The sequence below is a fragment of the Streptomyces sp. SID8352 genome, assembly GCF_009862265.1.
In the GTDB taxonomy this organism is placed as follows: domain Bacteria; phylum Actinomycetota; class Actinomycetes; order Streptomycetales; family Streptomycetaceae; genus Streptomyces.
Genome location: NZ_WWGX01000010.1, coordinates 1 through 24591 on the forward strand (window position 1 = coordinate 1; position 24591 = coordinate 24591).

General features: G+C 72.8%; 15 protein-coding genes and 3 pseudogenes. 12 read left to right on the top strand and 6 right to left on the bottom strand.

The window, feature by feature from the left end:
• The coding region (locus GTY84_RS03480; protein ID WP_237532015.1) for an electron transfer flavoprotein subunit beta/FixA family protein at window positions 1-780 on the top strand (780 nt) is incomplete at its 5' end.
• Between the two features lie 62 nt (window positions 781-842).
• Window positions 843-1805 carry an electron transfer flavoprotein subunit alpha/FixB family protein gene (locus GTY84_RS03485; protein WP_161224598.1) on the top strand — a complete coding sequence of 321 codons (963 nt, stop codon included), beginning with the start codon at window positions 843-845 and terminating at the stop codon, window positions 1803-1805.
• 134 nt (window positions 1806-1939) lie between these two features.
• On the opposite strand, the gene GTY84_RS03490 is transcribed toward GTY84_RS03485, so the two are convergent.
• Complete coding sequence (locus tag GTY84_RS03490; protein WP_161224599.1) at window positions 1940-3220, bottom strand: thioester domain-containing protein; 1281 nt, start codon at window positions 3218-3220, stop codon at window positions 1940-1942.
• A 1051-nt stretch (window positions 3221-4271) separates the two neighbouring features.
• Between GTY84_RS03490 and GTY84_RS03495 the strand changes: the two genes are divergently transcribed.
• Window positions 4272-5573: an aldolase/citrate lyase family protein gene (locus GTY84_RS03495; protein ID WP_161224600.1), complete on the top strand. Its 1302-nt coding sequence runs from the start codon at window positions 4272-4274 to the stop codon at window positions 5571-5573.
• A 55-nt stretch (window positions 5574-5628) separates the two neighbouring features.
• On the opposite strand, the gene GTY84_RS03500 is transcribed toward GTY84_RS03495, so the two are convergent.
• Window positions 5629-6705, bottom strand: coding sequence for a LacI family DNA-binding transcriptional regulator (locus tag GTY84_RS03500; RefSeq protein ID WP_161224601.1), 1077 nt, complete (start codon window positions 6703-6705; stop codon window positions 5629-5631).
• 222 nt (window positions 6706-6927) lie between these two features.
• On the opposite strand from GTY84_RS03500, the gene GTY84_RS03505 reads away from it, so the two are divergent.
• The 3 genes from GTY84_RS03505 (at window position 6928) to GTY84_RS03515 (ending at window position 9306) form a co-directional block, all read left to right on the top strand.
• Window positions 6928-7920, top strand: coding sequence for an ROK family protein (locus GTY84_RS03505; RefSeq protein ID WP_161224602.1), 993 nt, complete (start codon window positions 6928-6930; stop codon window positions 7918-7920).
• A 7-nt stretch (window positions 7921-7927) separates the two neighbouring features.
• Entirely contained in the window at window positions 7928-8122 is a 195-nt protein-coding gene (locus GTY84_RS03510; protein ID WP_161224603.1) for a hypothetical protein, read from the top strand.
• Between the two features lie 140 nt (window positions 8123-8262).
• Window positions 8263-9306: an NUDIX domain-containing protein gene (locus tag GTY84_RS03515; protein ID WP_161224604.1), complete on the top strand. Its 1044-nt coding sequence runs from the start codon at window positions 8263-8265 to the stop codon at window positions 9304-9306.
• A gap of 244 nt (window positions 9307-9550) precedes the next feature.
• Here the strand turns inward: GTY84_RS03515 and GTY84_RS03520 are convergent, their stop codons facing one another.
• The gene (locus GTY84_RS03520) at window positions 9551-10906 is read right to left on the bottom strand and encodes a dipeptidase (protein ID WP_161224605.1); all 1356 of its coding nucleotides are present in this window, start codon (window positions 10904-10906) and stop codon (window positions 9551-9553) included.
• Between the two features lie 144 nt (window positions 10907-11050).
• Here GTY84_RS03520 and GTY84_RS03525 point away from each other — a divergent pair.
• A pseudogene (locus tag GTY84_RS03525) lies at window positions 11051-12259 on the top strand (geranylgeranyl reductase family protein); the annotation flags it as partial.
• A 352-nt stretch (window positions 12260-12611) separates the two neighbouring features.
• On the opposite strand, the gene GTY84_RS03530 reads toward GTY84_RS03525, so the two are convergent.
• Entirely contained in the window at window positions 12612-13028 is a 417-nt protein-coding gene (locus tag GTY84_RS03530; RefSeq protein ID WP_237532017.1) for a nitroreductase family deazaflavin-dependent oxidoreductase, read from the bottom strand.
• 870 nt (window positions 13029-13898) lie between these two features.
• Here GTY84_RS03530 and GTY84_RS03535 point away from each other — a divergent pair.
• From GTY84_RS03535 to GTY84_RS03540, 3 genes and pseudogenes are all read left to right on the top strand, one after another.
• A complete protein-coding gene (locus GTY84_RS03535) occupies window positions 13899-14591 on the top strand; it encodes a TetR/AcrR family transcriptional regulator (protein WP_161224607.1) in 693 nt (230 codons plus the stop codon).
• Window positions 14592-14723: 132 nt separating this feature from the next.
• Window positions 14724-15279 (top strand): annotated as a pseudogene (locus tag GTY84_RS33380) (ATP-binding protein); the annotation flags it as partial.
• A gap of 93 nt (window positions 15280-15372) precedes the next feature.
• Window positions 15373-16037: pseudogene (locus GTY84_RS03540) on the top strand (response regulator transcription factor).
• Here GTY84_RS03540 and GTY84_RS33385 read toward each other — a convergent pair.
• Both GTY84_RS33385 and GTY84_RS03550 read right to left on the bottom strand, forming a co-directional pair.
• The gene (locus GTY84_RS33385) at window positions 15998-16501 is read right to left on the bottom strand and encodes a DUF6332 family protein (protein ID WP_237532018.1); all 504 of its coding nucleotides are present in this window, start codon (window positions 16499-16501) and stop codon (window positions 15998-16000) included. The pseudogene GTY84_RS03540 and the gene GTY84_RS33385 overlap by 40 nt on opposite strands.
• Window positions 16502-16720: 219 nt before the next feature.
• The gene (locus tag GTY84_RS03550; RefSeq protein ID WP_161224608.1) at window positions 16721-17923 is read right to left on the bottom strand and encodes a cysteine desulfurase-like protein; all 1203 of its coding nucleotides are present in this window, start codon (window positions 17921-17923) and stop codon (window positions 16721-16723) included.
• 719 nt (window positions 17924-18642) lie between these two features.
• Between GTY84_RS03550 and GTY84_RS03555 the strand changes: the two genes are divergently transcribed.
• Both GTY84_RS03555 and GTY84_RS03560 read left to right on the top strand, forming a co-directional pair.
• A complete protein-coding gene (locus tag GTY84_RS03555) occupies window positions 18643-19602 on the top strand; it encodes a hypothetical protein (protein ID WP_161224617.1) in 960 nt (319 codons plus the stop codon).
• A 416-nt stretch (window positions 19603-20018) separates the two neighbouring features.
• Window positions 20019-24305, top strand: a complete 4287-nt coding sequence (locus GTY84_RS03560) for a LamG-like jellyroll fold domain-containing protein (RefSeq protein WP_161224609.1) — start codon at window positions 20019-20021, stop codon at window positions 24303-24305.
• Window positions 24306-24591 lie beyond the last annotated feature (286 nt).

Below are 24591 nucleotides of genomic sequence, written 5' to 3' on the forward strand. Positions count from 1 at the left end.
GTCACCGTGAAGTACGTGCCCGACGCGACTGGCGAGCGGGGCTTCGCCGATGACCTGACCGTCGACCGCGACGATGTGGACGGTCTGCTCTCGGAGCTGGACGAGTANGCGGTCGAGCAGGCCCTCCAGATCGCGGAAGCCCGTCGGGAGGCGGGTGACGATGTGGAGATCACCGTCCTCACGATGGGCCCGGAGGACGCGAGGGACGCCCTGCGCAAGGCGCTGTCGATGGGCGCGGACAAGGCGGTCCATGTCGAGGACGACGACCTGCACGGCACCGACGCCCTGGGTACGTCCCTGGTCCTGGCCAGGGCCGTGGAGAAGGCGGGCTACGACCTGGTGATCTCCGGCATGGCCTCCACGGACGGCGCCATGGGTGTCGTCCCGGCCCTGCTGGCCGAGCGTCTGGGCGTCCCGCAGGTCACCATGCTCTCCGAGGTGTCCGTCCAGGACGGCACCGTGCGCGGCCGCCGTGACGGTGACGCCGCCTCCGAGCTGCTGGAGGCCGCGCTGCCGGCCGTGGTGTCGGTGACCGACCAGTCGGGTGAGGCGCGTTACCCCTCGTTCAAGGGGATCATGGCGGCCAAGAAGAAGCCGGTCGAGTCCTGGGACCTGTCCGACCTGGACATCGACGCCGGCGAGGTCGGCCTGGAGAACGCGGGCACCGCCGTCGACTCCGCGACCGAGCGCCCGGCCCGCACCGCGGGCACGGTCGTCAAGGACGAGGGCGAGGGCGGCAGGCAGCTCGCCGGGTTCCTCGCGGGCCAGAAGTTCATCTGAGCCCCGCCGGTCGCGCCGACCGGCCCCCCTTCATACCTCGCGAGCAGGAGAGAAGAAGTCCCATGGCTGAAGTCCTCGTCTACGTCGACCACGTGGACGGTGCCGTCCGCAAGCCCACCCTTGAGCTGCTGACCCTGGCCCGCCGCCTCGGTGACCCCGTCGCCGTCGCCCTGGGCGCCGGTGCCGCCGCGACCGCCGGCGTGCTCGCCGAACACGGCGCGGTGAAGGTCCTGGCCCACGAGGCCGCCGAGTACACCGACTACCTCGTCGTCCCCAGGGTCGACGCGCTCCAGGCCGCCGTGAAGACCGTCTCCCCGGCCGCCGTCCTCGTCCCCTCCTCCGCCGAGGGCAAGGAGGTCGCCGCGCGCCTGGCGCTGCGCCTGGGTTCCGGCGTCATCACCGACGCCGTCGACGTGGAGGCCGCCGACGGGGGCCCGGTGGCCGTCCAGTCCGTGTTCGCCGCCGCCCACACCACCAGGTCCCGGGTGGTGCGGGGGACCGCGGTCATCACCGTGAAGCCCAACAGCGTGGCCGTGGAGGCCGCCCCGGCCGCCGGTACGGTCGAGGCCCTCGAGGTGGCGTTCTCCGCCCTGGCGACGGGCACCCGGGTCACCTCGCGCACGCCGCGCGAGGCGACCGGCCGTCCGGAGCTGACCGAGGCCGCGATCGTGGTCTCCGGCGGCCGCGGCGTGGGCGGTGCCGGGAACTTCGCGGTCATCGAGGCCCTCGCCGACTCGCTCGGCGCGGCCGTGGGCGCCTCCCGCGCCGCGGTGGACGCCGGCTGGTACCCGCACACCAGCCAGGTCGGCCAGACCGGCAAGTCCGTCTCCCCCCAGCTCTACATCGCCGCCGGCATCTCCGGCGCGATCCAGCACCGGGCCGGCATGCAGACCTCGAAGACCATCGTGGCCGTCAACAAGGACCCCGAGGCCCCGATCTTCGAACTGACCGACTACGGCGTCATCGGCGACCTCTTCGACGTCCTCCCCCAACTCACCGACGAGATCAAGACCCGCAAGGGCTGACCGTTCCGCAAATGACGTGGCCCCCGCGACCGATGACGGTCGCGGGGGCCACGTCGTGCGTGACGGTGTGTCCGCCGGTGACCGCCGGCCGGGGCCCGTCGCGTCGCGTGGTCGCGACGGGCCCCGGCGCCGGGTCAGCCGCGGGCGGCCCGGCGCCGGCGGACGGCGAACAGGACTCCGCCACCGGCCACGAGGAGGGCCGCGGCGATGCCCGTGATCACACCGGTGCCGCTGCTGCCGGTCTCGGCCATCGGGCCGTCGGGCACGGCCGGGGCGGGTGTGTCCGAAGCGGTGGCAGTGGCCGTTCCGCCGCCGGTGGTGCCGCCGTCCCCGCCGCCGGGGGTCGGTGAAGCGGAGGTGCTGGGGCCGGTGGACGGGGTCGTCCCGCCGCCGGTGGTGCCGTCGTCCCCGTCACCGGGGGTCGGCGAGGCGGAGGTGCTGGGGCCGGTGGACGGGGTCGTCCCGCCGCCGGTGGTGCCGTCGTCCTCGTCGCCCTGCCACTCCACGACGGCCTCGGCGTTCGTCGTCGCCGTCTTCGGCGCCACGAGGATGATGGTCTGGGCGTGGTCCTCCGCGGTGGGAGTGGCCCCGGCCGTGGTGGGAACCGAGACGATACGGCCGGTGAGCGACGATCCCGCGGCCGTCGCCGTGACCGTCGCGCTCCCGGAGGACTTGGTGTCCCTCAGGTCGAGGTACAGCGCCTGGCCGTCGGTGAGCGCGTCCGGGTCGAGGGCGGCACCGTCGGCGTCCGTCAGCGCCACCGCGGGGTCGACGGAGACGGCCACCGAGGGCCTGTTCGCGCTCACGACGAACGGACCGACGAGGGTCCCGGCCTGCTGGGGGGCGCTCGGCGCGGAGAGCGAGAGTTCGGTCGCCGTGTCCTCCGGCGTCGGGCCGGTGTCCGCGTTCGCCCCGGCGATGAGGTGGCGGTAGGCGGCTTCGGAGTCGGCGGTCTCCCACGCCCAGTCCGCGTCGAAGTCCAGTTCGGTGTACCGCCAGATCGCGTACTGGGTCGCCTCGATCGCGTCGGCGCGCGCTATCCCCGGTACGCCCGCCGCGGCTCCGAACTCCTCCAGGCCCAGGGCGGGATAGCTGTGTGTGAGCACCCAGAGGACCTTGCTCCGGACCGCCGGGTCGGTGAAGCGGTTGGCCCCGAGGTAGCTGCCGTGACCGCCGACCGTTCCCCGGACGTTCGTCAGGGCGGACACGTCGTGCTCGATGCAGTAGGCCCACGCGTCCGGTTCACCGCTGCCCGCCGGTTCCCCCGTGCTGACGGGGAAGATGCCCGTCCCCGGGTATCCCTGCCGGGCGCCGATGTGGACCGTGCCGCCGTCCTGCGGGGACGCCGCGACGGCGGCGGATGCCGCGACCCCGGGCACGAGGAGAGTGACGCACGCGAGAACACCCGTCGTCACCGCACGTGCGATCCGTCCCGATCGCCGTAGCGCCCTGTTCGCCATTCCCACGCCAGCCCTTTCGTTCCACGATGAGCCCGCACGGGCCCGTGCCCGGTTCCCGGACCGTCGGCGGTCGCCCGGCCGCGGCGTCCGGCGCGCGCGACCGCACAGCGGACCTCCTCGTGCCGAGGATGCGGAGGGAGGTCCGGTGAACGCGGTCGATGCGCGGGCGTGCGTCGCGGCAGGGAAGACGCCGGACGGTCCGGAACCCGAAACCAAGGGGTCCATGCCATCGGCTCCTGCGACGAACACGATATCGACCGGTCCGGCCGCGCTCGGTAATCGTCGCGGTTCCAGAAAAGGGGACGGGGCGGCCCCGACGGGAATTCTCCCACCGGGAAATCCGGTGTCCGGGGGGCGGGGAGGCTTTACCCGCCCTTCGGCGGATTTCCCATGACAGACGGCACCAGCCTCTGTGACCTGCGCTTTTGTCGGGAACGGCGAGGAGGCAGGGGGTGGGGCCGCCGTGGGCCGACGCAAGTCGTCCGTGTGCCCAGGGCCGCCCGGCACGTACCCCGTGTCCCGGAAGGGGGCCGGAATTCCGTTTTCCGAGATGGTCAGAGCCATGCACCGGGTCCTTCGAAACACGTAGCACGTTCACAGGGTGAAAGGAGGACAGGCCGAAGGGGCCGGCTTCCCGGCGTCCCGGCTTCCGCGTTTCCCGGCATTCGGCGAATGCCCGGTCCGTGCCTCCCGGGCCGGCGGGTCCCCGGAGTCGGCCCGAAGGGATCCCCGCCCCCGGCGCCCCGTGCCCCGCCGGTCGATGCCGTGCCGTCCCGAGCGCGCGGGAGGCCGCGGAGGACTCTTGGCCCCGGGGCACGGGCACGGCGCCCGGGGCGGCGGACGTGTCCGGTCGCGTTGGCGGGAGGACGGAAGGACCGGGGCACCGCACGGGCGCTCGCCGCGCGTCCACCGGCCGCGCGAGGGGGTGTTGACCCCCTGTCGCCCGCCCGTTAGCTTCGGTCGACGGTCCGCCGATTCCGTACGGCGGACGGCCGGAGGGTGCCGCGTGGGACAGCCGGAGAGCATCGCCACCAGCCTCACGGACGCCGTCGTCGAGGAGATCGGCGCCTCCCTCGCCCCCGTCGACGCCGAACTGGCGCGCCGCTACCCCGGCGACCCCGGCACCCGCCAGCCCGTCCACACCGTCTACGTCCCCGCCGACTCCCTCACCGCCGCCACCCCGCGCGAGTGGGGCGACCGGGCCCTGGCCGCGCTGGACGAACACGCCCCGGACGCCGCTTCGTTCGCCGCCGTCCTCGGCATCGCCCCCGGGCTGGCCGGACCGGTCCACTCCCGGGTGCGCGCCAAACTGGAGCGCGAACCCGTGGAGGACCTCCGCGTCGACTTCGAGGACGGCTACGGCCACCGCCCCGACGCCGAGGAGGACCGGGACGCGGCCCGTGCCGCCCGGCTCCTCGCCGAGGCCCGCGCCGCCGGCACCGCGGCCCCACTCGTGGGCATCCGCGTGAAGTGCCTGGAGGCCCCGGTCCGCGAGCGGTCCGTCCGCACCCTCGACATCTTCCTCAGCGGCCTGCTGGAGAGCGGCGGCCTGCCCGGCGGACTCGCCCTCACCCTGCCCAAGGTCAGCCATCCCGGGCAGGCCGCCGCCATGGCCCGGCTCCTGGCCGCGTTCGAGTCCGCGCGCGGACTGGAGCCGGGCCGCCTCGGCTTCGAGATCCAGGTCGAGACCAGCCAGGCCGTCCTGGCCGCCGACGGCACCGCCGCCGTCGCCCGCATGATCCACTCAGCCGGCGGCCGCGTCACCGCACTGCACTACGGCACCTTCGACTACAGCGCCTGCCTCGGCGTCTCCGCGGGGCACCAGGCCCCCGACCATCCGGCGGCCGACCACGCCAAGGCCGTGATGCAGGTCGCCGCCGCGGGCACCGGCGTACGCGTCAGCGACGGCTCCACCAACGTGCTGCCGGTGGGCCCCACTCCCCGGGTCCACGAGGCCTGGCGGCTGCACTACGGGCTGACCCGGCGCGCCCTCGCCCGCGCCTACCACCAGGGCTGGGACATGCACCCCGGGCACCTGCCCACCCGGTACGCCGCCGTCTTCGCCTTCCATCGCGAGGGCCTCGCCCGGACCACCGCCCGCCTCGCCCCCTACGTCCGCCGCGCCCCCGGCGACGTCATGGACGAGCCCGCCACCGCCCGTGCCCTCGCCGGCCAGCTCCTGCGCGGCCTGGACTGCGGCGCCCTCGACCTCGACGAGATCACCGGCCCGACCGGACTGGACCGCGCCGACCTGGAGTCCTTCGCCGCTCCGCGCGGGGACGCGGCGTCCGGCCCGGGGAGCCGATGAAACGCGGACCGGCGCGGTGCCGGCCCCGGTCCGGGCGCGCTGACGGCGCGTCCGGTCAGTCCGCCGGAGGCAGCTCGCCCGACCCCCGGGCGATCAGCCGGGTGGGCAGCTCGATCCGGTCCGGGGTGACCAGGGTGCGGTCGAGCTGGCGGAACAGCCGCTCCGCCGCCGTACGGCCCAGTGCCGCCGCGTCCTGCGCGACCACCGTCAGCCCCGGGCGCAGCAGGTCGGCCAGCTCGATGTCGTCGAACCCGACCAGGGCCACCCGGCGCGAGTGCTCCGCCAGCACCCGGATCACCGTGACCGTCACCCGGTTGTTGCCCGCGAAGACCGCGGTGACCGGGTCCGGACCGGTGAGCATCGACTCCGCCGCGCGCCGCACCCGTCCGGGGACGGTGGCGCCCAGCGACATCCACGACTCCCGCACCGGTATGCCCGCGTCCTCCATGGCCGCCCGGTAGCCGCGCAGCCGCTCGGCCGCCGTGTGGATGCGCGGCATGTCCCCGATGAAACCGATCCTGCGGTGCCCGTGCGCGATCAGATGCGCGACCCCGTCCCGGGCGCCGCCGAAGTTGTCCGACACCACCACGTCCGCGTCGATCAGCCCCGCCGGACGGTCCACGAACACCGTGGCCACGCCCGCCTTCAACTCCGGCTCCAGATACCGGTGGTCGTCCCCGGCCGGGATCACCACCAGCCCGTCCACCCGCCGCGCGCACAGGGCCAGCACCAACTCCTGCTCCCGGTCCGGGTCCTCCGCGCTGGACCCGTTGATCAGCAGCGCGCCGTGCGCACGGGCCACCTCCTCCACCGCGCGGCTGAGCGGCCCGTAGAAGGGGTCCGCCAGATCTTCCAGGACCAGCCCGATGCTCGCCGTCCGGCCCTTGCGGAGCACCCGCGCGCTGTCGTTGCGGCGGAACCCCAGGGCGTCGATGGCCTCCTGGACGCGGTGCTCCGTCTCCGGGGTGACGCCGGGCTCCCCGTTCACCACCCGGGAGACGGTCTTCAGTCCGACCCCCGCCCGGGCGGCGACGTCCTTCATCGTCGGGCGGTTCCCGTAGCGGCTGCCGGGAAGGCGGTCCGCCCGACGGGCCGTGCCGGGAGGGGTGCGGTGTCCTGTGCTGTCGTCCACGGGATTGCGTCGGCTCCTGTCGTCCACGGGCGTACGCCGGTCGTGCTCGCGTACGAGGATGTGGCGACGAGCATAGAGCCTGGACAACGTTGTCATAGTCGGGTCGGAATGTTCATGGCAATCTTCGGCCGTGCCCCCACCACACAACCAACTCACCGTGCCCGATGTGTTTCCCGATTGTGTTTCCACTGATGTTGACGTCGACGGGGAGATCCGACTCTGATGCGCACCGACCTCGTGGCAGCACTGGACATCGGCGGAACCAAGATCGCCGGAGCACTCGTCGACGGCCACGGCCGCATCCTCCTGCGCGCCCTGCGCCCCACACCGGCCCAGGAGGACGGCGAGAGCGTGATGCGTGCCGTCGCCGCCGTGCTCACCGAACTGACCGCCGCGCCCCCCTGGGAGCGGGTCACCGCCGTCGGCATCGGCAGCGCCGGACCCGTCGACGCCTCCGCCGGAACCGTCAGCCCGGTCAACGTGCCCGGCTGGCGCGACTATCCGCTGGTCACCCGCGTCCGCGCCGTATGCGGCGGGCTGCCCGTCGAACTGATCGGCGACGGCGTCGCCGTCACAGCCGCCGAACACTGGCGGGGCGCCGCCCGCGGCCACGACAACGCCCTCTGCATGGTGGTCTCCACGGGAGTGGGCGGCGGCCTCGTCCTCGGTGGCCGACTGCATCCCGGACCCACCGGCAACGCAGGCCACATCGGCCACATCAGTGTCGACCTGGACGGCGACCCCTGTCCCTGCGGTTCGCGCGGCTGTGTCGAGGGGCTGGCCAGCGGCCCCAGCATCACCCGGCGCGCGCTGGCGCACGGCTGGCTCCCCGGCGCGGACGGCGACGCCTCCGCCGCCGCGGTGGCCGCCGCCGCGCGCCGGGGCGACCCCGCCGCCCTGGCCGCCTTCGAACGGGCCGCGCGCGCCCTCGCCGCCGCCATCGCGGCCACCGCGACCCTCGTCGAGATCGACATCGCCGTCGTCGGCGGCGGCGTCGGGCAGGCGGGCGACGTCCTGTTCGCCCCGCTCCGCCGGGCCCTGTCCGACTACGCGACGCTGTCCTTCGTCCGGCGTCTGACGGTGGTCCCGGCCCGGACCGGCACGGACGCGGGACTGGTGGGCGCCGCGGCGGCGGCCCTCACCAGGGCGTCGGCGGGGGTGCGGGGCCGGGACGGGCGCGGCCCGGCCGTGACCCCCGTGCCCCCGGGGCGTTGAACCGGGCATGAAGAAGCGCAGCATGCTCGCCATCGCCTCCCTCGCCACCGGCTTCGTCGTCGCGGCCGTCACCCCCTCGCACGCCGCCCCGGTCGAACTGCCGCTCCACAGCCAGTTGGAGGGAGCCCTGGACACCGTGGAGCACACCGTTGCCAACGACAGCGTCACACTGGACCAGGACACCCTGGGCCGCCTCGGCTGACCCTCCGCCGCACCGCACGGCGCCGGGCCCCTCGCGCGGGGGCGCCGGTGCCGCTGCCGTGCGCCCTCCAACCGGGCCTGGTTTCCGTGGCAGGGTGTTGCGGGCAAGCCACAGGGGGCCAAACAGAATGAGGGGGACCTGTGTTCGTCGTCTGGATCAACGGCGCGTTCGGTGCGGGCAAGACCAGCACCGCACGGGAACTGATCGAACTGATCCCGGACAGCACGCTGTTCGACCCCGAGATCATCGGCGGGGCGCTCGCACACCTGCTGCCGGCCAAACGCCTCGCCGACACCGGCGACCTCCAGGACCTGCCGATCTGGCGCCGTCTCGTCGTCGACACCGCCGCCGCCCTGCTGGCCGAACTCGGGGGCACCCTCGTGGTCCCCATGACCCTGCTGCGCCAGGAGTACCGCGACGAGATCTTCGGTGGTCTCGCCGCCCGGCGGATCGCGGTCCGGCACATTCTGCTCACCCCGGCCGAAACGATCCTGCGGGAACGGATGGCCTTCCGGGACATCCCCCCCGACCCCTCCGGCGGCGACCCGCGCGCGGGTCGGTGGTGCGACGACCGCATCGAGCCGTACCGCACCGCCCTCGCCTCCTGGCTCGCCGCCGACGCCCATCCCATCGACACCGGCGCCCTCACCCCGTACGAGACCGCCGTGCGGATCACCGAGGCCGTCGGCACCGGCGACGCGCCCCTGTGCGACATCGTGCAGACGCCCGAACCCACCGGGGAGACGCTGGCCGCCGGGGTGCTGCTGTTCGACGCGCAGGACCGTTTCCTCCTGGTCGACCCCACCTACAAGCCCGGCTGGGAGTTCCCCGGCGGCATCGTCGAACCCGGCGAGGCACCCGCCCGCGCCGGAATGCGCGAGGTCGCCGAGGAGACCGGCATCCGCCTCACCGACGTCCCCGGACTGCTCGTCGCGGACTGGGAGCCGCCCGCGGCGCCGCATTACGGCGGGCTGCGCCTGCTCTTCGACGGCGGCCGCCTCGCTCCCGCCGACGCCGCCCGGGTGGCGCTTCCCGGCCCCGAGTTGCGCGACTGGCGCTTCGTCACCGAGGAGGAGGCCGCCGGACTGCTGCCGCCGGTCCGCTACGAACGCCTGCGCTGGGCGCTCCGGGCGCGGGAGCGCGGCGCCGCGCTCTACCTGGAGGCGGGCGTCCCGGTCGGCTGACCCGGGTGCCCGCCGGGCGGGGCCGCCTCCGCCGGGCGGGGCCGCCTCCGCCGGGCGGGGTCGCCTCCGCCCGGCGCGACGGGGAGGCGTGGCACGTACTCCGGCGCCGTGCCCCGGCGCCGTGTTCCGGCCGCGTGCGCAGAACCTGCTTCCCGGCCGCGCGGTCCGGGACCGCGCCGGTCCGGCCCTGAGCCGGTCCCGGGCCGCGGCTCCGTGCCCGGTCCGGCGCACCGGCCGGCAGCCGTCAGATCGCGGCGTAGTTGCGCAGGAAGAGAGCCTCCGCCACCGACAGGCGCTCCAACTCCTCGGGGGACACGCTCTCGTTCACCGCGTGGATCCGCGCCTCCGGCTCGCTCAGGCCGATCAGCAGGATCTCCGCCTCCGGGTAGAGCGCGGCCAGGGTGCCGCACAGCGGGATCGAACCGCCCTGTCCCGCGTACTGCATCTCCTCGCCGGGGTACGCCACCGCCATCGCGTCCGCCATCGCCCGGTACGCCGGGCTGCCGGCCCTGGCGCGGAACGGCCGGCCCTGGCCGATCCGCTCCACCTCCACCCGGGCGCCCCACGGCGTGTGCCGCTCCAGGTGCGCCTGGAGCAGGTCGGTGGCGTGCGCGGGGTCCGTGCCCGGCGGCACCCGCAGGCTGACCAGCGCGCGGGCGCTCGCCTGCACCGAGGGGGTGGCGCCGACGACCGGAGGGCAGTCGATGCCGAGCACCGTCACCGCCGGGCGGGCCCAGATCCGGTCGGCCACCGTACCGGATCCGATCAGCTCCACCCCGTCCAGCACCCGGGCGTCCTGCCGGAACCGCTCCTCGTCGTAGTGCACGCCCTCCCAGCCGCCGTTCGCCGCCAGCCCGTCGACGGCCGTCGAGCCGTCCTCGGTCCGCAGCGAGTCCAGGGTGCGGATCAGCGCGGCCAGCGCGTCGGGCGCCGCCCCGCCGAACTGACCGGAGTGCAGATTGCCCTCCAGCGTGTCGACCCGCACCCGGACCATGGTCATGCCGCGCAGCGTGGAGGTGGCGGTCGGCAGCCCGGCCCGGAAGTTGCCCGAGTCGCCGATCACGACGGTGTCCGCGGCCAGCAGGCCGGGGTGCTGTTCGGCGTACCGCTCCAGACCGCCCGTGCCCTGCTCCTCCGAGCCCTCCACGATCACCTTGACGTGCACCGGCACGCCGCCGTTCGCCTTCAGCGCGCGCAGGGCCAGCAGATGCATCAGCACACCGCCCTTGCAGTCGGCGGTCCCGCGTCCGTACCAGCGGCCGTCCCGCTCCGTCAGTTCGAACGGGGGACTGCTCCATCCGGCCTCGTCCAGCGGCGGCTGCACGTCGTAGTGGGCGTACAGCAGCACCGTCCGCGCGCCCTCCGGGCCGGGCAGCCGCCCGTAGACCGACTGGGTGCCGTCCGGGGTGTCCAGCAGGGCCACGTCCTCGAACCCCTCGGCGCGCAGCGCGGAGGCTATCCACCCGGCGGCGGCCTCGCTCTCGCCGCGCGGGAACTGGCCGAAGTCCGCCACCGACCGGAAGGCCACCAGTTCGGCGAGCTCCTCCTTCGCCCCGGGCATCAACGAGGCGACGGTCTCCGCGATCGGATTCGACGACATGGGCACGCTCCTTGCGGGTACGACGTTGTAGCGGTGGAACCCCGTTCAGCCGCCCGATCCTCCCACAGTGGCCTGCGGCGATGCCCGCCGTAGGATGCTGGGGGTCAGGTGCGGCATGTGGTGAGATCGGAGCAGAAGGCCATCGTGAGGGACGAGAACTCTTCGGCGGACGACGCGCGTCAGGTCTGGGACGTCGTGGTGGTGGGCGCGGGACCGGCCGGGTCCTCCGCCGCCTATGCCGCGGCGGTAGCGGGACGGCGCGTACTGGTGCTGGAGAAGGCGGAACTGCCCCGGTACAAGACATGCGGCGGTGGCATCATCGGCCCCTCGCGCGACACCCTGCCCCCCGGATTCGACCTGCCGCTGCGGGACCGGGTGCACGCGGTGACCTTCGCGAACAACGGGCGGTTCACCCGTACCCGCCGCTCCCGCCAGATGCTCTTCGGGCTGGTCAACCGGGCCGAGTTCGACCAGCAGCTCATGGAGCACGCCCAGAAGGCGGGTGCCGAGCTGCGCACCGGCGCCACGGTGACCCGGGTGGAGCAGCACGGCTCGGCGGTCCCCGACCGGCGCACGGTCGCCGTCGTCCTCCAGGGCGGCGAGACGGTGCTGGCCCGTGCCGTGGTCGGCGCGGACGGCAGCGCCAGCCGGATAGGGGCGCACGTCGGCGTCAAGCTCGACCAGGTCGACCTCGGGCTGGAGGCGGAGATCCCGGTGCCCGAGACGGTCGCCGAGGACTGGAAGGGCCGGGTCCTCATCGACTGGGGGCCGATCCCGGGCAGCTACGGCTGGGTCTTCCCCAAGGGCGACACCCTCACCGTCGGCGTGATCTCGGCCCGCGGCGAGGGCGCGGCCACCAAGCGGTACCTGGAGGACTTCATCGGGCGGCTCGGCCTCGCCGGTTTCGAACCCACCGTCTCCTCCGGCCATCTGACGCGCTGCCGGGCCGACGACTCGCCCCTCTCGCGGGGACGGGTGCTGGTGTGCGGCGACGCCGCCGGCCTGCTGGAGCCGTGGACCCGCGAGGGCATCTCCTTCGCGCTGCGCTCGGGACGGCTCGCGGGTGAGTGGGCGGTGCGGATCGCGGAGGCGTACGACGCCGTCGACGCGCGCAAGCAGGCGCTGAACTACGCCTTCGCCGTGAAGGCGGGGCTGGGCGTCGAGATGAGCGTCGGCAAGCGGATGCTGACGATCTTCGAACGCCGACCGGGGCTTTTCCACGCGGCCCTCACCGGGTTCCGTCCGGCCTGGCGGGCCTTCCGGGACATCACGCGCGGCTCCACCACGCTGGGCGAGCTGGTGCGGACCCACCCGCTGGCGCAGCGGGCGCTGTCCGCGATGGACCGCCGGGCGGGGGCGTCCGCGGGCGGGAACGGAAACGGAAGCGGCGGGGACGGAAGCGGCGGGGACGCCGGGGGCCGGGGTGCCACCGGGGTCACGGGTGCCGCCGGGGGCGCCGCTGCGGTGGAGTCCCCCCGTGCCGACGGGGCGGAGCGGCCCGGGGACGCCGGTGACGGTGACGCGTCCCACGGTGGCGTGTCTGATGGTGGCGGTACCCGGGCGGGTGCCGGTGCCGTGGACGGAGGGTCCCTGAACGGCGGTCGGGTGGAAGGCGGTCGGGAGGACGGCGGTTCCGTGGACGGCGGCCAGGTGAACGGCGGTTCCGTGGACGGGGGCGCCGCGGACGGAGGCGGGGACGCCGGGGTCAGTTCCTGATCTCGATGCGGAAGACCGGGTGGTCGGGAGCGGCGGCGAGGATCTCCTCGTCGGAGGAGTCCGCGGTGACCCCCTGGAAGTATTCGTTCACCTGCCAGCCCCACCGCTTCAGATAGGTGCGCACGACGGGGAGCTTCTCCTCGTCGGGCAGTTCCACCGCCGTGAAGGCCCGGACCTTGCGCCCGACGCGCAGTTCCCCGCCGCCCGCGGCCCGCATGTTGCGCACCCACTGGGAGTGGCCGCGCGCCGAGACGAGGTACTGCCCGTCGGCATGCCTGTGCGGATTGACCGGGACGCGCTGCATCTGTCCGCTGCGGCGCCCGCGCACCGACAGCTCCGCCGCTCCCGCGAGGCTGACGCCGCGCCGGGCCAGCCAGCCGACCAGGCGGTTGAAGCGGAGGTTCATGGGCGTGCCCCTGAGGTAGTAGGGCGCGGTGTCGGCCGAGGACGTGCTTCCGTGGTGGGCCGGGGCTGGGCTTTCCGCCGTGTTCAGCGCCGGTGCCGCTGCCGAGCCAGGGGGCGAGGTCGGGGGCTGAAGGTGGGACTTGGCCGAGGTCATGACGGTCCTCCGGGGATGCGGCGGGTGGTGCGGCTGCTTGGGTGGGTGGTGTGGACGGGACGGGTCGTGCGGTGCGGCCTGGATGAGAGTGCGGCGGGCGAACCGGTGCCGCTCCGGTGGGCAGGGGGTGCCGTGACGTTCGATGGACCCGGGTGGCCGCGAGCCTTGCGAAAGCACCGCTCACGTTTGTGAGCACTGCTCTCTTTGTGCTTCCAGTGTGCGACGGGAGGTCGAGGAATGCAAGAGCACTGCTCTCGTTTGCGTGCACCGCTCTTTCTTGTGTTCGGTGCTCCTGTGTGCGGGCGGTGCTCTCCTGTGTGCCGCGACCTCGGCTGGGTGCGGCGCTCTCGCTTGCGCACGGTGCTCCCGTTTGTGAGCGGCGCTCTCGCTGGGGTGTGGCCGCTCCCGCCCCTGTGCGGCGCTCTCTTTTGCGTGCAGTGCTCTCGCTTGCGTGGGGTGCTCGCGGGGGAGTGCGGTGTGCGCGCCCGAGAGTGGTGCTTGCGGGTCGGAGCGGTGTTCGCGGGAGAGGGCGGCGTTCTCCTGTTCTCCGCCGTCCGGGGCGGGCGCGTGTCCGTGGCTGGGGTGTCGCCGGCGAACATGGGAGGGGAGTGCTGTTCGCGCACCAGTGCACTGCTCGCAAATGCGGGCACCGTACACGTTTGCGAGCAGTGCTCGCGTCTGTGTGCACTGCTCGCACACCATGGAACACTGGCTCGCATGAGTAACCCCGCACAGGGCGTTCGCGCCCGGGCCCGGATCGAGGCGACCGCGGCCATCAAGGACGAGGCACGCAGACAACTGGCGCACGAGGGCGCCGCCAAGCTCTCCCTGCGGGCCGTCGCCCGCGAACTGGGCCTCGCCTCCTCCGCGCTCTACCGCTACTTCCCGAGCCGCGACGACCTCCTCACGGCGCTGATCATCGACGCCTACGACGCCATCGGCGCCGCCGCCGAGGCCGCGCGCGACCGGACGGCCGACGTGACCCCGGTGCGGCGCTGGATCCTGGTGTGCGAGGCGGTGCGCGACTGGGCGCTGGCGCATCCGCACGAGTACGCGCTGATCTACGGTTCGCCGGTGCCCGGTTACCACGCGCCGCAGGACACCGTGTCCTCGGCCGCGCGGGTGGCGGAGGCGCTGGTCGGCGTCGTGCGGCAGGCGTACCGGGGCCGGGGACTGGCCCAGCCCGTGCTGCCCGCCGCGCTGCGTCCCGAGGCCGAGCGGATGGCCGCGGCACTCGCCCCCGATCTGCCGCCGCAGGTGGTGGCGGCGTTCGTGGCGGCCTGGGCCGAACTGTTCGGGCTGATCGGCTTCGAGGTGTTTGGGCAGTTCCACCGGGTGGTGCAGGACCGGGAGGAGTTCTTCCGCCACGCCGTCGCTCGCCTCGCCCATGAGGTCGGCCTGGAGCACTGAGCGCCGGGAGTGGCGGGCGTGCTGGGCGTGATGGACGCGTCGGGCGTGCCGGACGCTCGGTGCCTCGCGCGAGCGACGTTCCCGGTGGCACCGCTCCGACGGGCCGTTCGCGTCGCTTCACCCCGTCATTCCGTCATCCCGTCACCCCGTCGGCTGTCCCTCGGCGACGTGCCGCGCGCGCCCGCCCCGGGGCTGGACCGGTTGTCGGAGCTGGTCGAGCAGGCGGCGGGCGTGGGACTCACGGTCGGAGTGGCGGGGGAGCCACCGGAACTGCCGCCCGCCACGGACCTCGCCGTGTTCCGGATCGTGCAGGAGGCCCTGACCAACGTCGCGCGGAACTCGGGCTCGCGCCGGGCGCGGGTGCGATGGGCGCGGGACGGGGGAGTGCTGCGTCTGGGCGTCGAGGACGACGGGCCCGCGCCCGGGGCCGTGGCGGGCGGCAGGGGCCGAGCGGGCGGCAGCGGCAACGGAGTGGCCGGAATGCGGGAACGGGCGGCGGCCCCCGGTGGCACCGTCGAGGCGGGCCCCTGCCGGACCGGGGCTCCGGGTGCGCGCGGTGCTGCCCCTCACCCCTGCGCACCGCCTCCTCCCGCCGGACCCGTCTGCCGCACCGGACCCATCCGCCGTGCCGGACACACCTATCTTGTCGGCCCCACCCGTCCCGCCGGACGCACCTGTCCTGCCCTGACCCGCCGGAAACACCATTCCCGCCCCGAGCAGCCCTCGTGCCGACCCCGCCCACCCCGTCGCCCACCGCACCGCACACCGAGGGCAACGGCCCGTGAGCCGCGTACTGCTCGCCGACGGCAAGTCCTCGGCGCGGGCGGGTCTCCGGGTTCTGCTGGACGCGGGGCCGGAACCGAGGTCGTCGGGAAGGCCGCCGACGGTGGGCGGGCGGTGCGCGCGATCCGTGAAATGAGCCCGGACGTCGTCCTCATGGACATCCGGATGCCGACGCTGGACGGACTGGCCGCGACCCGCGGGGTCACCGGGGACGGCGCGCTCGCCGGGGTGAGGGTGGTCTTGCCGACCACCTACGAACTCGACGAGTACGTCTTCGAGGCGGTCCGGTTCGGTGCCTGGAAGTCCCTGGTCAAAGGACACCGAACCCCAGGAACTCCTGCGCCCCGTCCGGGCGGTGGTCGTCGGGACGCCCTGCTTCAGCTGGGGGCGACGCGGCGTCGTATCGCGGAGTTCACGGCCCGCTCCAAGGAGATCGCGGCGGGCGACGTCCTCGCCGTACTCACCGGACGGGAACGGGAGGTGATGGCCCTGGTCGGCATCGGCCTGTCCAGCGAGGCGATCGCGCGCTGCCCGGTGGTCGGCCCGTTCATCACCAAGACCCATGTCAGCCGCACCACGGTGAAGCCGGACGCCCGCGATCGGGCCCAACTCGCCGTTTTGGTCTATGAGTCGGGGTTGGTGCGCCCCGGTTGGCCGGGCTGATCCGCGCTTCCGCCCGCCCCGCCGCGGCGGCCTTCCGCAGGAAGCCCCGCGCCTCGGGTGTCACCGCTGTCCTCCGCCCGCCGGTCGTCGCGCCCGCGCTCCGCAGCCCCGCGCTCCGTCCCTCCGGGCTCCGACCGGCCGCGGAACGCCTGCCCATGTTCCGGCAGTCTGTGTGACGTCCGTTCGCGTGACGTCCGTTCGCGTGACGTCCGCTCGCGCTGCGCGCGCCCGAACCGGGTGAGGACGCTCACCACACGGAGCGCGAACACCACGGCGCCCACCACCGCGCCCACCCCGGTGAGGACCCCGCGCGCACCGGTCAGCGGGGCGAACACGTAGGCCGGTCCGGCCACGGCGGCCAGCAGCACGAGTGCGGCGAAGGCCGCGCTGCACAGTGCGTAGCCGATCTCGACCGTGAGCGCGTCCCGTTCACCCTGTGTGCGCCGGCCCCCGTGGTGTGTCATGGGGAGATTGTCCCGGGTGGCTTCCTCTCCGGGCAAGGGGCGCCTCCCCCGCCCTGCGGGTGCCCGGTGGGCCGCGGTCCGGCCCGTGGGGCGACGGCGCGGAGGCACCGCCGGGGTTGCGAGGCCATGGGCGGCGGGGGCGGGGCGGCGAGGGGACTGGGCGGGTGTGCCCGCGTGCCCCACTCTCGTACCCCCCCGACACCCCGTCACCTGACCTCCTCAGCCGCGCAGTTCGCCCATCGCCGCCAGCAGCCGGTCCACGTCCTCGTCGGAGCTGTACGGGGCGAGCCCCACCCGGACGGCGCCCCCGTCGCCGAGGCCGAGGTGACGCGAGGCCTCCAGGGCGTAGAAGGACCCGGCGGGCGCGTCGACGCCGCGGTCCGCCAGCCCCTGGTACACCTCGGCCGGGCTCAGTCCCGCCACGGAGAACAGCAGGGTCGGTGTGCGCCGCGCGGCCCGGGAGTACACGGTGGTTCCGCCAAGCTCCGCGAGCCCCCGCTCGATGCGCTCGCGCAGCGCGTCCTCGTGGGCCTCCAGGGCGGCGAAGGACGAGGCCAGGCGCTCCCGTCGGCTGCCGCCGGTCCCGGGGTCCAGCTCGGCGAGGAAGTCCACTGCGGCCCGTGTGCCCGCCAGCAACTCGTAGGGGAGCGTGCCCAGTTCGAAGCGCTCGGGGACGGTGTCGCTGGAGGGCACCAGTTTGTCGGGGCGCAGTGTCTCCAGGAACTCGGGCCGGGCGGCCAGGACGCCCATGTGCGGTCCGAGGAACTTGTACGGCGAACAGACCAGGGTGTCCGCCCCGAGCGCCGCCAGGTCGACCAGGACGTGGGAGGCGTAGTGCACCGCGTCGACGTGGAGCAGGGCGCCTGCCTCGTGGGTGAGGCGGGCGATGGCGGGGAGGTCCGGCCGGGTGCCGATGAGGTTGGAGGCCGCGGTCACGGCGACCAGCCGGGTGCGCGGGGAGAGCACGGCCGCGATGTGTTCGGGGGACAGTTCCCCGGTGGCGGGGTCGAAGTCGGCCCAGCGGACGGTGGCCCCGACAGCCTCGGCCGCCTGGACCCAGGGCCGGATGTTGGAGTCGTGGTCGAGGCGGGTCACGACCACCTCGTCACCGGGTCCCCAGTCCTTGGCGAGGGTGCGGGACAGGTCGTAGGCCAGTTGTGTGGCGCTGCGCCCGAGGACGACGCCCAGGGGGTCGGCGCCGAGCAGGTCGGCCAGTGCGTCGCGGGCCTCCAGCACCGTGCGGTCCGCGTTGCGCTCGCCCTCGGTGGTCCGCCCCCGGTTGGCCAGCGGGGCGGCCAGCACCTCGGCCATGGCGTCGATCACGGGCTGCGGGGTCTGGGTTCCGCCGGGTGCGTCGAAGCGGGCGGTGCCGGACTTGAGGGCGGGGACGCGGGCGCGGATCGCGTCGATGTCGAGGGCCATGTGCACTCCAACCGGAAACGGGGACTGTCCGACATGGTCGCAGCCGGACGCCGCCCGCGACAGGGGGGCTCGGCCCCGTCGGCCGGCCGCCGTCCCGGGGGCTGTCCGGACCTGCCCGGGGTACGCGAGCGCGAGGAGCGGAGCCGCCGGGAAGCCGCGGGGCGCGGCCCGGAGGCCGTCGGGCCGCCGGGTGAGGACGCCGAGTGCGCCGTCACCCGGGGCGCACGGGGAGCGACGGGGGCGGACCGGACCGCGCGGGGAGTCGGGTGCCCTTGTACCCGTGAGCTTCTGCGGCCGGTCCGGCGGCCGACGGCCTACTGCGGGTTCCGGCCGCGGGACGGGGTGGCGGAGAGGCGGCCCCACTCGGAGGATCGCGGCCGTTCGCCCTTCTGGACTGAAAATTGACGATCCATCACATCAATTTCTGTCGGCCGCTCGCTGCCGGGCCGCTGTCGGCGGCGGCAAGCGGCCGAGGGTGCCCCGCGCGGTCCGCGGGCCGTTCCCGGCCGGGGGTGGGCGTGACTCCTTCCGGGTGGATGTCCCCTCCGGCGGGCGGCGGGCGGCGGGGGTTCCGGCGCCAAGCCAAGCCTCGCAATACCCGGGAGGGTAAGAGAGTCGGACCTCCACCCTATGGATGAGATACCCCTAGGGGGTATGGTGGGATGTATGTGGAGGCCCCCGCCGGAGTCTGGGGTCCGGACATGGAGGAGACGATTCCCGTGCACACCGCCCTGAAGATCACCGCGTTCGCCGCCGCCCTGGCGGCCTCCTTCGGTACGGCCTACGGCGTCGGGTCGAGCTTCGATCCGGTCGTCGACGGTGCCCCGTCCGCTTCCCACGTGACGAGCCACGCCAAGGGGGCGGCCGGGGGCGGCACGGAAGGAGAAGGGGGCGGGGCTCCGGTCGCCGGCGGGCTCCAGGTCTCGGAGAACGGGTACACCCTCGATCTCACCACCCCGCGCGTCGCCGCCGGACAGCGCGCGGACCTGCGCTTCACGGTCCGCGACGACGCCGGCCGGGCCGTCACCGACTACCGGCCCGAGCACGGCAGGCAACTGCATCTGGTCCTGGCCTCGAACGACCTCGTGACCTACCGTCACCTGCATCCCGCCCGCGCCGTCGACGGAACCTGGACCACCCCCGTCGAGTTGCCCCGTGCCGGCGGCTACCGCGTCCTCGCGGACTTCGCCCCCGCTGCCGGGGGCGGGGACGGCGTCACGCTGGGCGCGGACCTCGCCGTCGCGGGCGACTACGCGCCACTGGAGCCCCCGGCGCCCTCCCGGACCGCCACGGTCGACGGGTACGAGGTGCGGCTCACCGGCGTGCTGCGCCCCGGCGCGGTGGGCGAACTGGGACTGACCGTCTCCCGTGACGGCCGCCCGGTCACCGATCTGGAGCCCCACCTCGGTGCCTACGGCCACCTCGTGGCCCTGCGCTCCGGCGACCTCGCCCAACTCCACGTCCACCCGAACGGCGCGCCCGGCGACGGGGCCACCCGGCCCGGTCCGCGGGTCTCCTTCACCGCCACGGCGCCCAGCGCCGGCACCTACCGCCTGTTCCTCGACTTCCGGCACGGGGGCAAGGTCCGCACCGCGGCCTTCACCGTCCGGGCCGAGGCGCCGCGGAACGCCGAGGGTGCCCCGGCCGACAGTGCGTGGACGGAGGGCCACGGCCACTGACAGGAAGGGCGGGTCCGGTGCCGGAGGGGGACACCTGCCTGGGGCGCCGGATCGGGCGCCGGGTGAGGGTAATGGCTGGCGGGGTGCGACGGGGGAGAGAAGCGTGGGTGCCGGGGTCGTCGGGCCTGTCGGACAGGCCCTAATTTGGCACTGACGCGGAACAATCGTTACTTATTATGATCTTGGCGAGTTCGAAACAGGCACGTTCCGCAGACTGCGACAAGGAACACCACACCCCAGCAAGGACCAAAGGTTTACCCCATCTTGACGGTCCCCGGTAAACGTATCGATCATCACATCCGCTTCTCGGTTTTGCTCAACTCATGTCCCTTTTCTGACTGTTGACCTTTAGCTCGCCTGAGGGTCTTAGTTGCGGTAGGTATCTGTGAGAGCACTGTGGGTGGAGTGTGGCGAGGATGTGGACCCGGTTGCGGGGCGGGGGCAGGGCCGTTGGGGCACTACTGAGTGTGACATTGGCAGTGGGGGCGGTTCCGGCCCTGGGGGGTGAGGCTGCGGCCGCCGTGCCGGCTGCGCCGCGCGGTGCCGAAGCCCCCAGGGCTGCGGGTGGGGTGTTGGAGGCGGAGGCGCTGGCTGAGGCCCGGCGAACGGGGGAGCCGGTGGAGATCTCCGCTCAGCGCGGTGAGAGCCGCGAGGTGTTCGCCACCCCGGAGGGCCGCCTGGAGGCGCGGGAGTATCTGCGTCCGGTCTGGGCCCGTGGCCAGGGTGGCTGGAAGCGGGTGGACACCAGCCTGGTGGCGACTGGTGAGGGCATGGTCGCGCCCAGGGCGGCGACGGTGGACGTGGAGTTCTCCGGCGGCGGTGGGGCAGTGCCGCTGGTGCGGATGCGGCGTGCGGGGCGTGAGCTGAGCCTTGGGTGGCCGGCCCCGCTGCCGCAGCCGCGGCTGGAGGGGGCGGTGGCGACGTATCCGTCGGTGCTGCCGGATGTGGATCTGCGGATGACCGCGCAGGAGGATGGATTTGCCCAATTGCTAGTGGTGAAGACGGCAGAGGCCGCGGCGAGCGCGGAGCTGGCCGAGTTGAGGCTGGAGCTGTCGGCGTCGGGGCTGGAGGTGCGCGAGACCGACGAGGGAGGGCTGGAGGCCGTCGACAAGGGTGCCGCAGGCGCGGTGTTCGAGGCGCCGCAGCCGATGATGTGGGACTCGAGCAGGGGTGGGCAGGAGGCTGGCCTTGAGGCCTCACGTGCTCTCGTATTCGGCGCGCGGGCCGCATCGGAGAGGGCGCAGGCTGATGAGGGGAGAGAGCCGGGTGCGGGGGAGTCGGGCAAGCTCGCGCCGGTGGGCGTGGAGGTACCGGCCGAGCAGGACGAGCTGGTGCTGACCCCGGATGCCGATGTGCTGAAGGGCGCCGGCACCACCTATCCCGTCTACATCGACCCGCAGTGGTACACGCCGAAGGCGTCGGCGTGGACGATGGCGTCGAAGTACTGGGCGTCGTCCCCGCAGTGGAAGTTCAACGGCGCCTCGGATGCGGGGTTGGGCTACTGCGGCTGGGACTATTGCGCCCCGCAGGACACCAAGCGGCTGTTCTACCGGATCCCGACCTCGAGGTTCGCGGGCAAGTCGATCCTGTCGGCGGAGTTCGTGGTCCGCAACATCTGGTCGGCGTCCTGCGAGGCGCGCAGCGTGCAGCTGTGGCAGACCAAGGACATCTCCGCCTCGACGACCTGGAACAGCCAGAAGGCCTCTGGCTTCTGGATCAAGCAGCTGGCGTCGAAGTCGTTCGCCTACGGTTACAGCGGCTGCGCGGCCAAGGATGCCGAGTTCAACGTGAAGGCGGCGGTGCAGGCGGCCGCCGACAGCAAGAGCGCGACGATGACGTTCGGACTGCAGGCGGCCAGTGAGACGGACCGCTACGGCTGGAAGCGATTCTCGGACAAAGCCTATCTGCGGGTGCAGTACAACCGCCCGCCGTCACAGGTGAAGATGTCGCAGCTGACGATGGAGTACGGCGGTATCTGCAAGAAGCCGGCCGCCGCACCCCGGGTACGCACCCTGGGCAAGATCCGTGCGAACGAGGTAACCGACCCGGACGCCGACAATGTCGCGGTGCAGTTCGAGGCGAAGTGGGACACCGGGGACGGCAAGGGCCTGATCGCGCGGTGGAAGCCGGCACTGACCCCGTTCAAGAAGTCGGGGTCCAGCTTCTCGATCAGCTTGCCGTCCAATGTGCCGCAGAACAAGCAGATCCACTGGCAGGTGCGCAGCTACGACGGGGCCCAGTACTCGCCGTGGTCGTCATCGGGTGATCCGACGGCCTGCTACTTCTACTACGACACCGGCGTCCCCAAGGCGCCCTCGATCACCTCGGGCGAGTATCCGGCCTCGGACCCGGAGAATCCGGAGGACCCCTGGTACGACGGAGTCGGCAAGTACGGCACCTTTGAGCTCAAGGCAGCCAACAGTGATGTGACAAAGTATTGGTACGGCATCAACACCGATCCCACCCCGAAGAATGCGGTCACTACATCCGGGGGTGCCGCGAAGAGCATCCGGATGCTGCCGGCCAAGCCGGGACTGAATTTCATCACCGCGCAGGCGTTCGATCAGGCCGGCAACGGCTCCGAGACGCGGACCTACCAGTTCAGGGTGAAGGCCGGTCAGCCCGAGCGGGCGATGTGGCAGATGGACGAAGACGCGGGGGTGGGCCAAGCTGCGGGTTCGGCACCGGAGCGGGTGCTCGCGTTGCGCGGCGGTTCCACACCGGGTGTGCCCGGGGCCAAGGGCACGGCGGTGTCCTTCAACGGAGTCGACGGCTACGCAGTCTCCGACATTCCTACCGTGGACACCTCGGCCGGGTTCTCCGTCTCCGCATGGGCGAAGCTGTCGACGATGCCGGACCACGCGGCCATCATCGCCGCCCAGCCCGGCAACTACGCCCCGGGCTTCGAGCTGTACTACTCCAAGTCCTATGACCGCTGGGTGTTCAACCAATACGAGGCCGACGCCACCGGCGCGGGCATAGTGCGTGCCATGGCACCCTCGCCCGGCGGAGTCATGGCCGGGCAGTGGACGCATCTCGTGGGCAGCTACAGCCTGACCAACAAGGAGATGAAGCTCTATGTAAACGGCGCCCTGATCGGCACCACCGCCCACAACTCGCCCTGGGACGGCCGTCGGGGTCTTCAGATCGGCGCTGGCCTTTATGACGGCGGCAGGCTGGACTCGTTCTTCCCCGGGGCTATCGACGAGGTGCAGATCTTTGACAAGGTGCTGTCGGTCGGCGAGGTGACGCGCCTGTATGGCAAGGAGCCGATCACCTCGGGCCGTCCGGCGCGGGCGGTCTTCTCGTTGGACGAGCCTGCCGATGCCACGCAGCTGGCCGGGAAGGCGGAGGTGCCATCGGCCGCCTTTGTTGGAGGCGCCACCCCCGGGCAGACCGGTGTCGCGGGCAAGGCAGTGGCGCTGAACGGGACCGACGGATACGCCACCGCCAAGCGGCCGCTGCTCAACAACCAGCGCAGCTTCGCCGTGTCCGCGTGGGCCAAACTGCCCAAGACCAAGCCGGACCACGCGGCGATCACCGTCACGCAGACGGGCACGCACAGGCCGGGAATGGAGCTGTACTACTCGGCCGCGTACGACCGGTGGGTGGTCAACCATTATGTGGCAGACGCGCCGGGCGCCACCGTGATCCGGGCCATGCAGCCCGACGGGCAGACAGCCCACGGGGACACATGGACGCATCTGGTCGGTGTGTATGACACGGTCACAGACAAGCTGACCCTGTACGTCAACGGAGTGAAGTCGGGCGAGACGGAACTGAAGGCCAACTGGACCGCGAGCGGGGCGGTGCAGATCGGGGCCGGGTCCTATGACGGCCAGCCTGGCACGTTCTTCCCCGGCCAGATCGATGACGTACGTTTGTTTGACCGCCTGGTGGGCGCCGAAGAGGTCCAGCAGATTTTCACGCAGCGACCGTTAGTGAAGGGGCGGTGGATGTTCGAGACGGCGTCGAGCTCCCCGCTCACGACGCCGGACGCGTCCGCGTCGGGCAATACCATGACGCTGTACGGCGGCGCGGAGGTCGGCTCCGGTTGGGTCGACGGGGCCGTCACACTCGACGGCGTTGGCGGCTATGGCGTGACGTCCACGGTGCCGGTGGATACCAGTGCTAGCTTCACCGTCAGCGCATTTGTGCAGGCTGCCGCCGTCCCGCAGAAGGGTGTGGCCCTGCTCAGCGTGCCCGGAGCGACGCAGAGTGCGTTCACGGTGCGCTATGAGCGCAGTACCACACCGGACACGGATCCCGGGCGGTGGCGGATCGCCATGGCGTCGGCAGACAGCGGCGCCGCTACGGTCGCGCAGGTCGACAACGGGCAGTTCTTCAGCCCAACTGACTGGACCCATGTAGCCCTGGTCTTCGATGGTTTCGCCAAGCGTCTGGCACTGTATGTTAACGGCGAGCTGGAAGAAGCCGTGTGCGCGGACGCGGACGGTAATGGCGAATCGGACGATGCGGCTTGCACGGACAGGTTCTCGTGGTCGGATGATGTGTTGTCGTTCAAGTCGTCCCAGCCGATGCAGCTCGGCCGGGCCAAGACGGGGACGGGTACGTGGAGCGAGTACTGGCCTGGTGCTGTGTCTGATGTGTGGGCATTCCAGGGAACGTTGAGTAACGCTCAGGTCCAGCAGTTGGCGAGCGGTCTGCCGGGTATGGCAACCGAGGTCCCCGGCGGCGACTAAGGGCTGTCCCGTAATCCCCAGCCGGCGCACGACGACAGCTACGGCGCCTCGCCGCGTTGTCGGATCGCCCGAATGCGCCCAGTATGAGGACGACCCTCCACCTTGCGATGTACCGGATCTGACGCCGCGCGCTGATCCACCGGGTATTACGGGGCAGCCCCTAGCCCACTGCGTCGCCCACCCACTCACAACTTCTCAGTTGAACATGCAACCTATGCTCCGGCTGCTCACCGCGCAGGCCGAGCTTGCACTGAAGAGCGAAGGACAGAATGAACGGGATACCCAG

Bases quoted from the DNA above. Each gene is read 5' to 3' on its own strand.
- GTY84_RS03485 (WP_161224598.1), top strand. From the start codon at position 843: ATGGCTGAAGTCCTCGTCTACGTCGACCACGTGGACGGTGCCGTCCGC.
- GTY84_RS03505 (WP_161224602.1), top strand. From the start codon at position 6,928: ATGCGCACCGACCTCGTGGCAGCACTGGACATCGGCGGAACCAAGATC.
- GTY84_RS03510 (WP_161224603.1), top strand. From the start codon at position 7,928: ATGAAGAAGCGCAGCATGCTCGCCATCGCCTCCCTCGCCACCGGCTTC.
- GTY84_RS03520 (WP_161224605.1), bottom strand. From the start codon at position 10,906: ATGTCGTCGAATCCGATCGCGGAGACCGTCGCCTCGTTGATGCCCGGG.
- GTY84_RS03530 (WP_237532017.1), bottom strand. From the start codon at position 13,028: ATGAACCTCCGCTTCAACCGCCTGGTCGGCTGGCTGGCCCGGCGCGGC.
- GTY84_RS03535 (WP_161224607.1), top strand. From the start codon at position 13,899: ATGAGTAACCCCGCACAGGGCGTTCGCGCCCGGGCCCGGATCGAGGCG.
- GTY84_RS33385 (WP_237532018.1), bottom strand. From the start codon at position 16,501: ATGACACACCACGGGGGCCGGCGCACACAGGGTGAACGGGACGCGCTC.
- GTY84_RS03550 (WP_161224608.1), bottom strand. From the start codon at position 17,923: ATGGCCCTCGACATCGACGCGATCCGCGCCCGCGTCCCCGCCCTCAAG.
- GTY84_RS03560 (WP_161224609.1), top strand. From the start codon at position 20,019: ATGTGGACCCGGTTGCGGGGCGGGGGCAGGGCCGTTGGGGCACTACTG.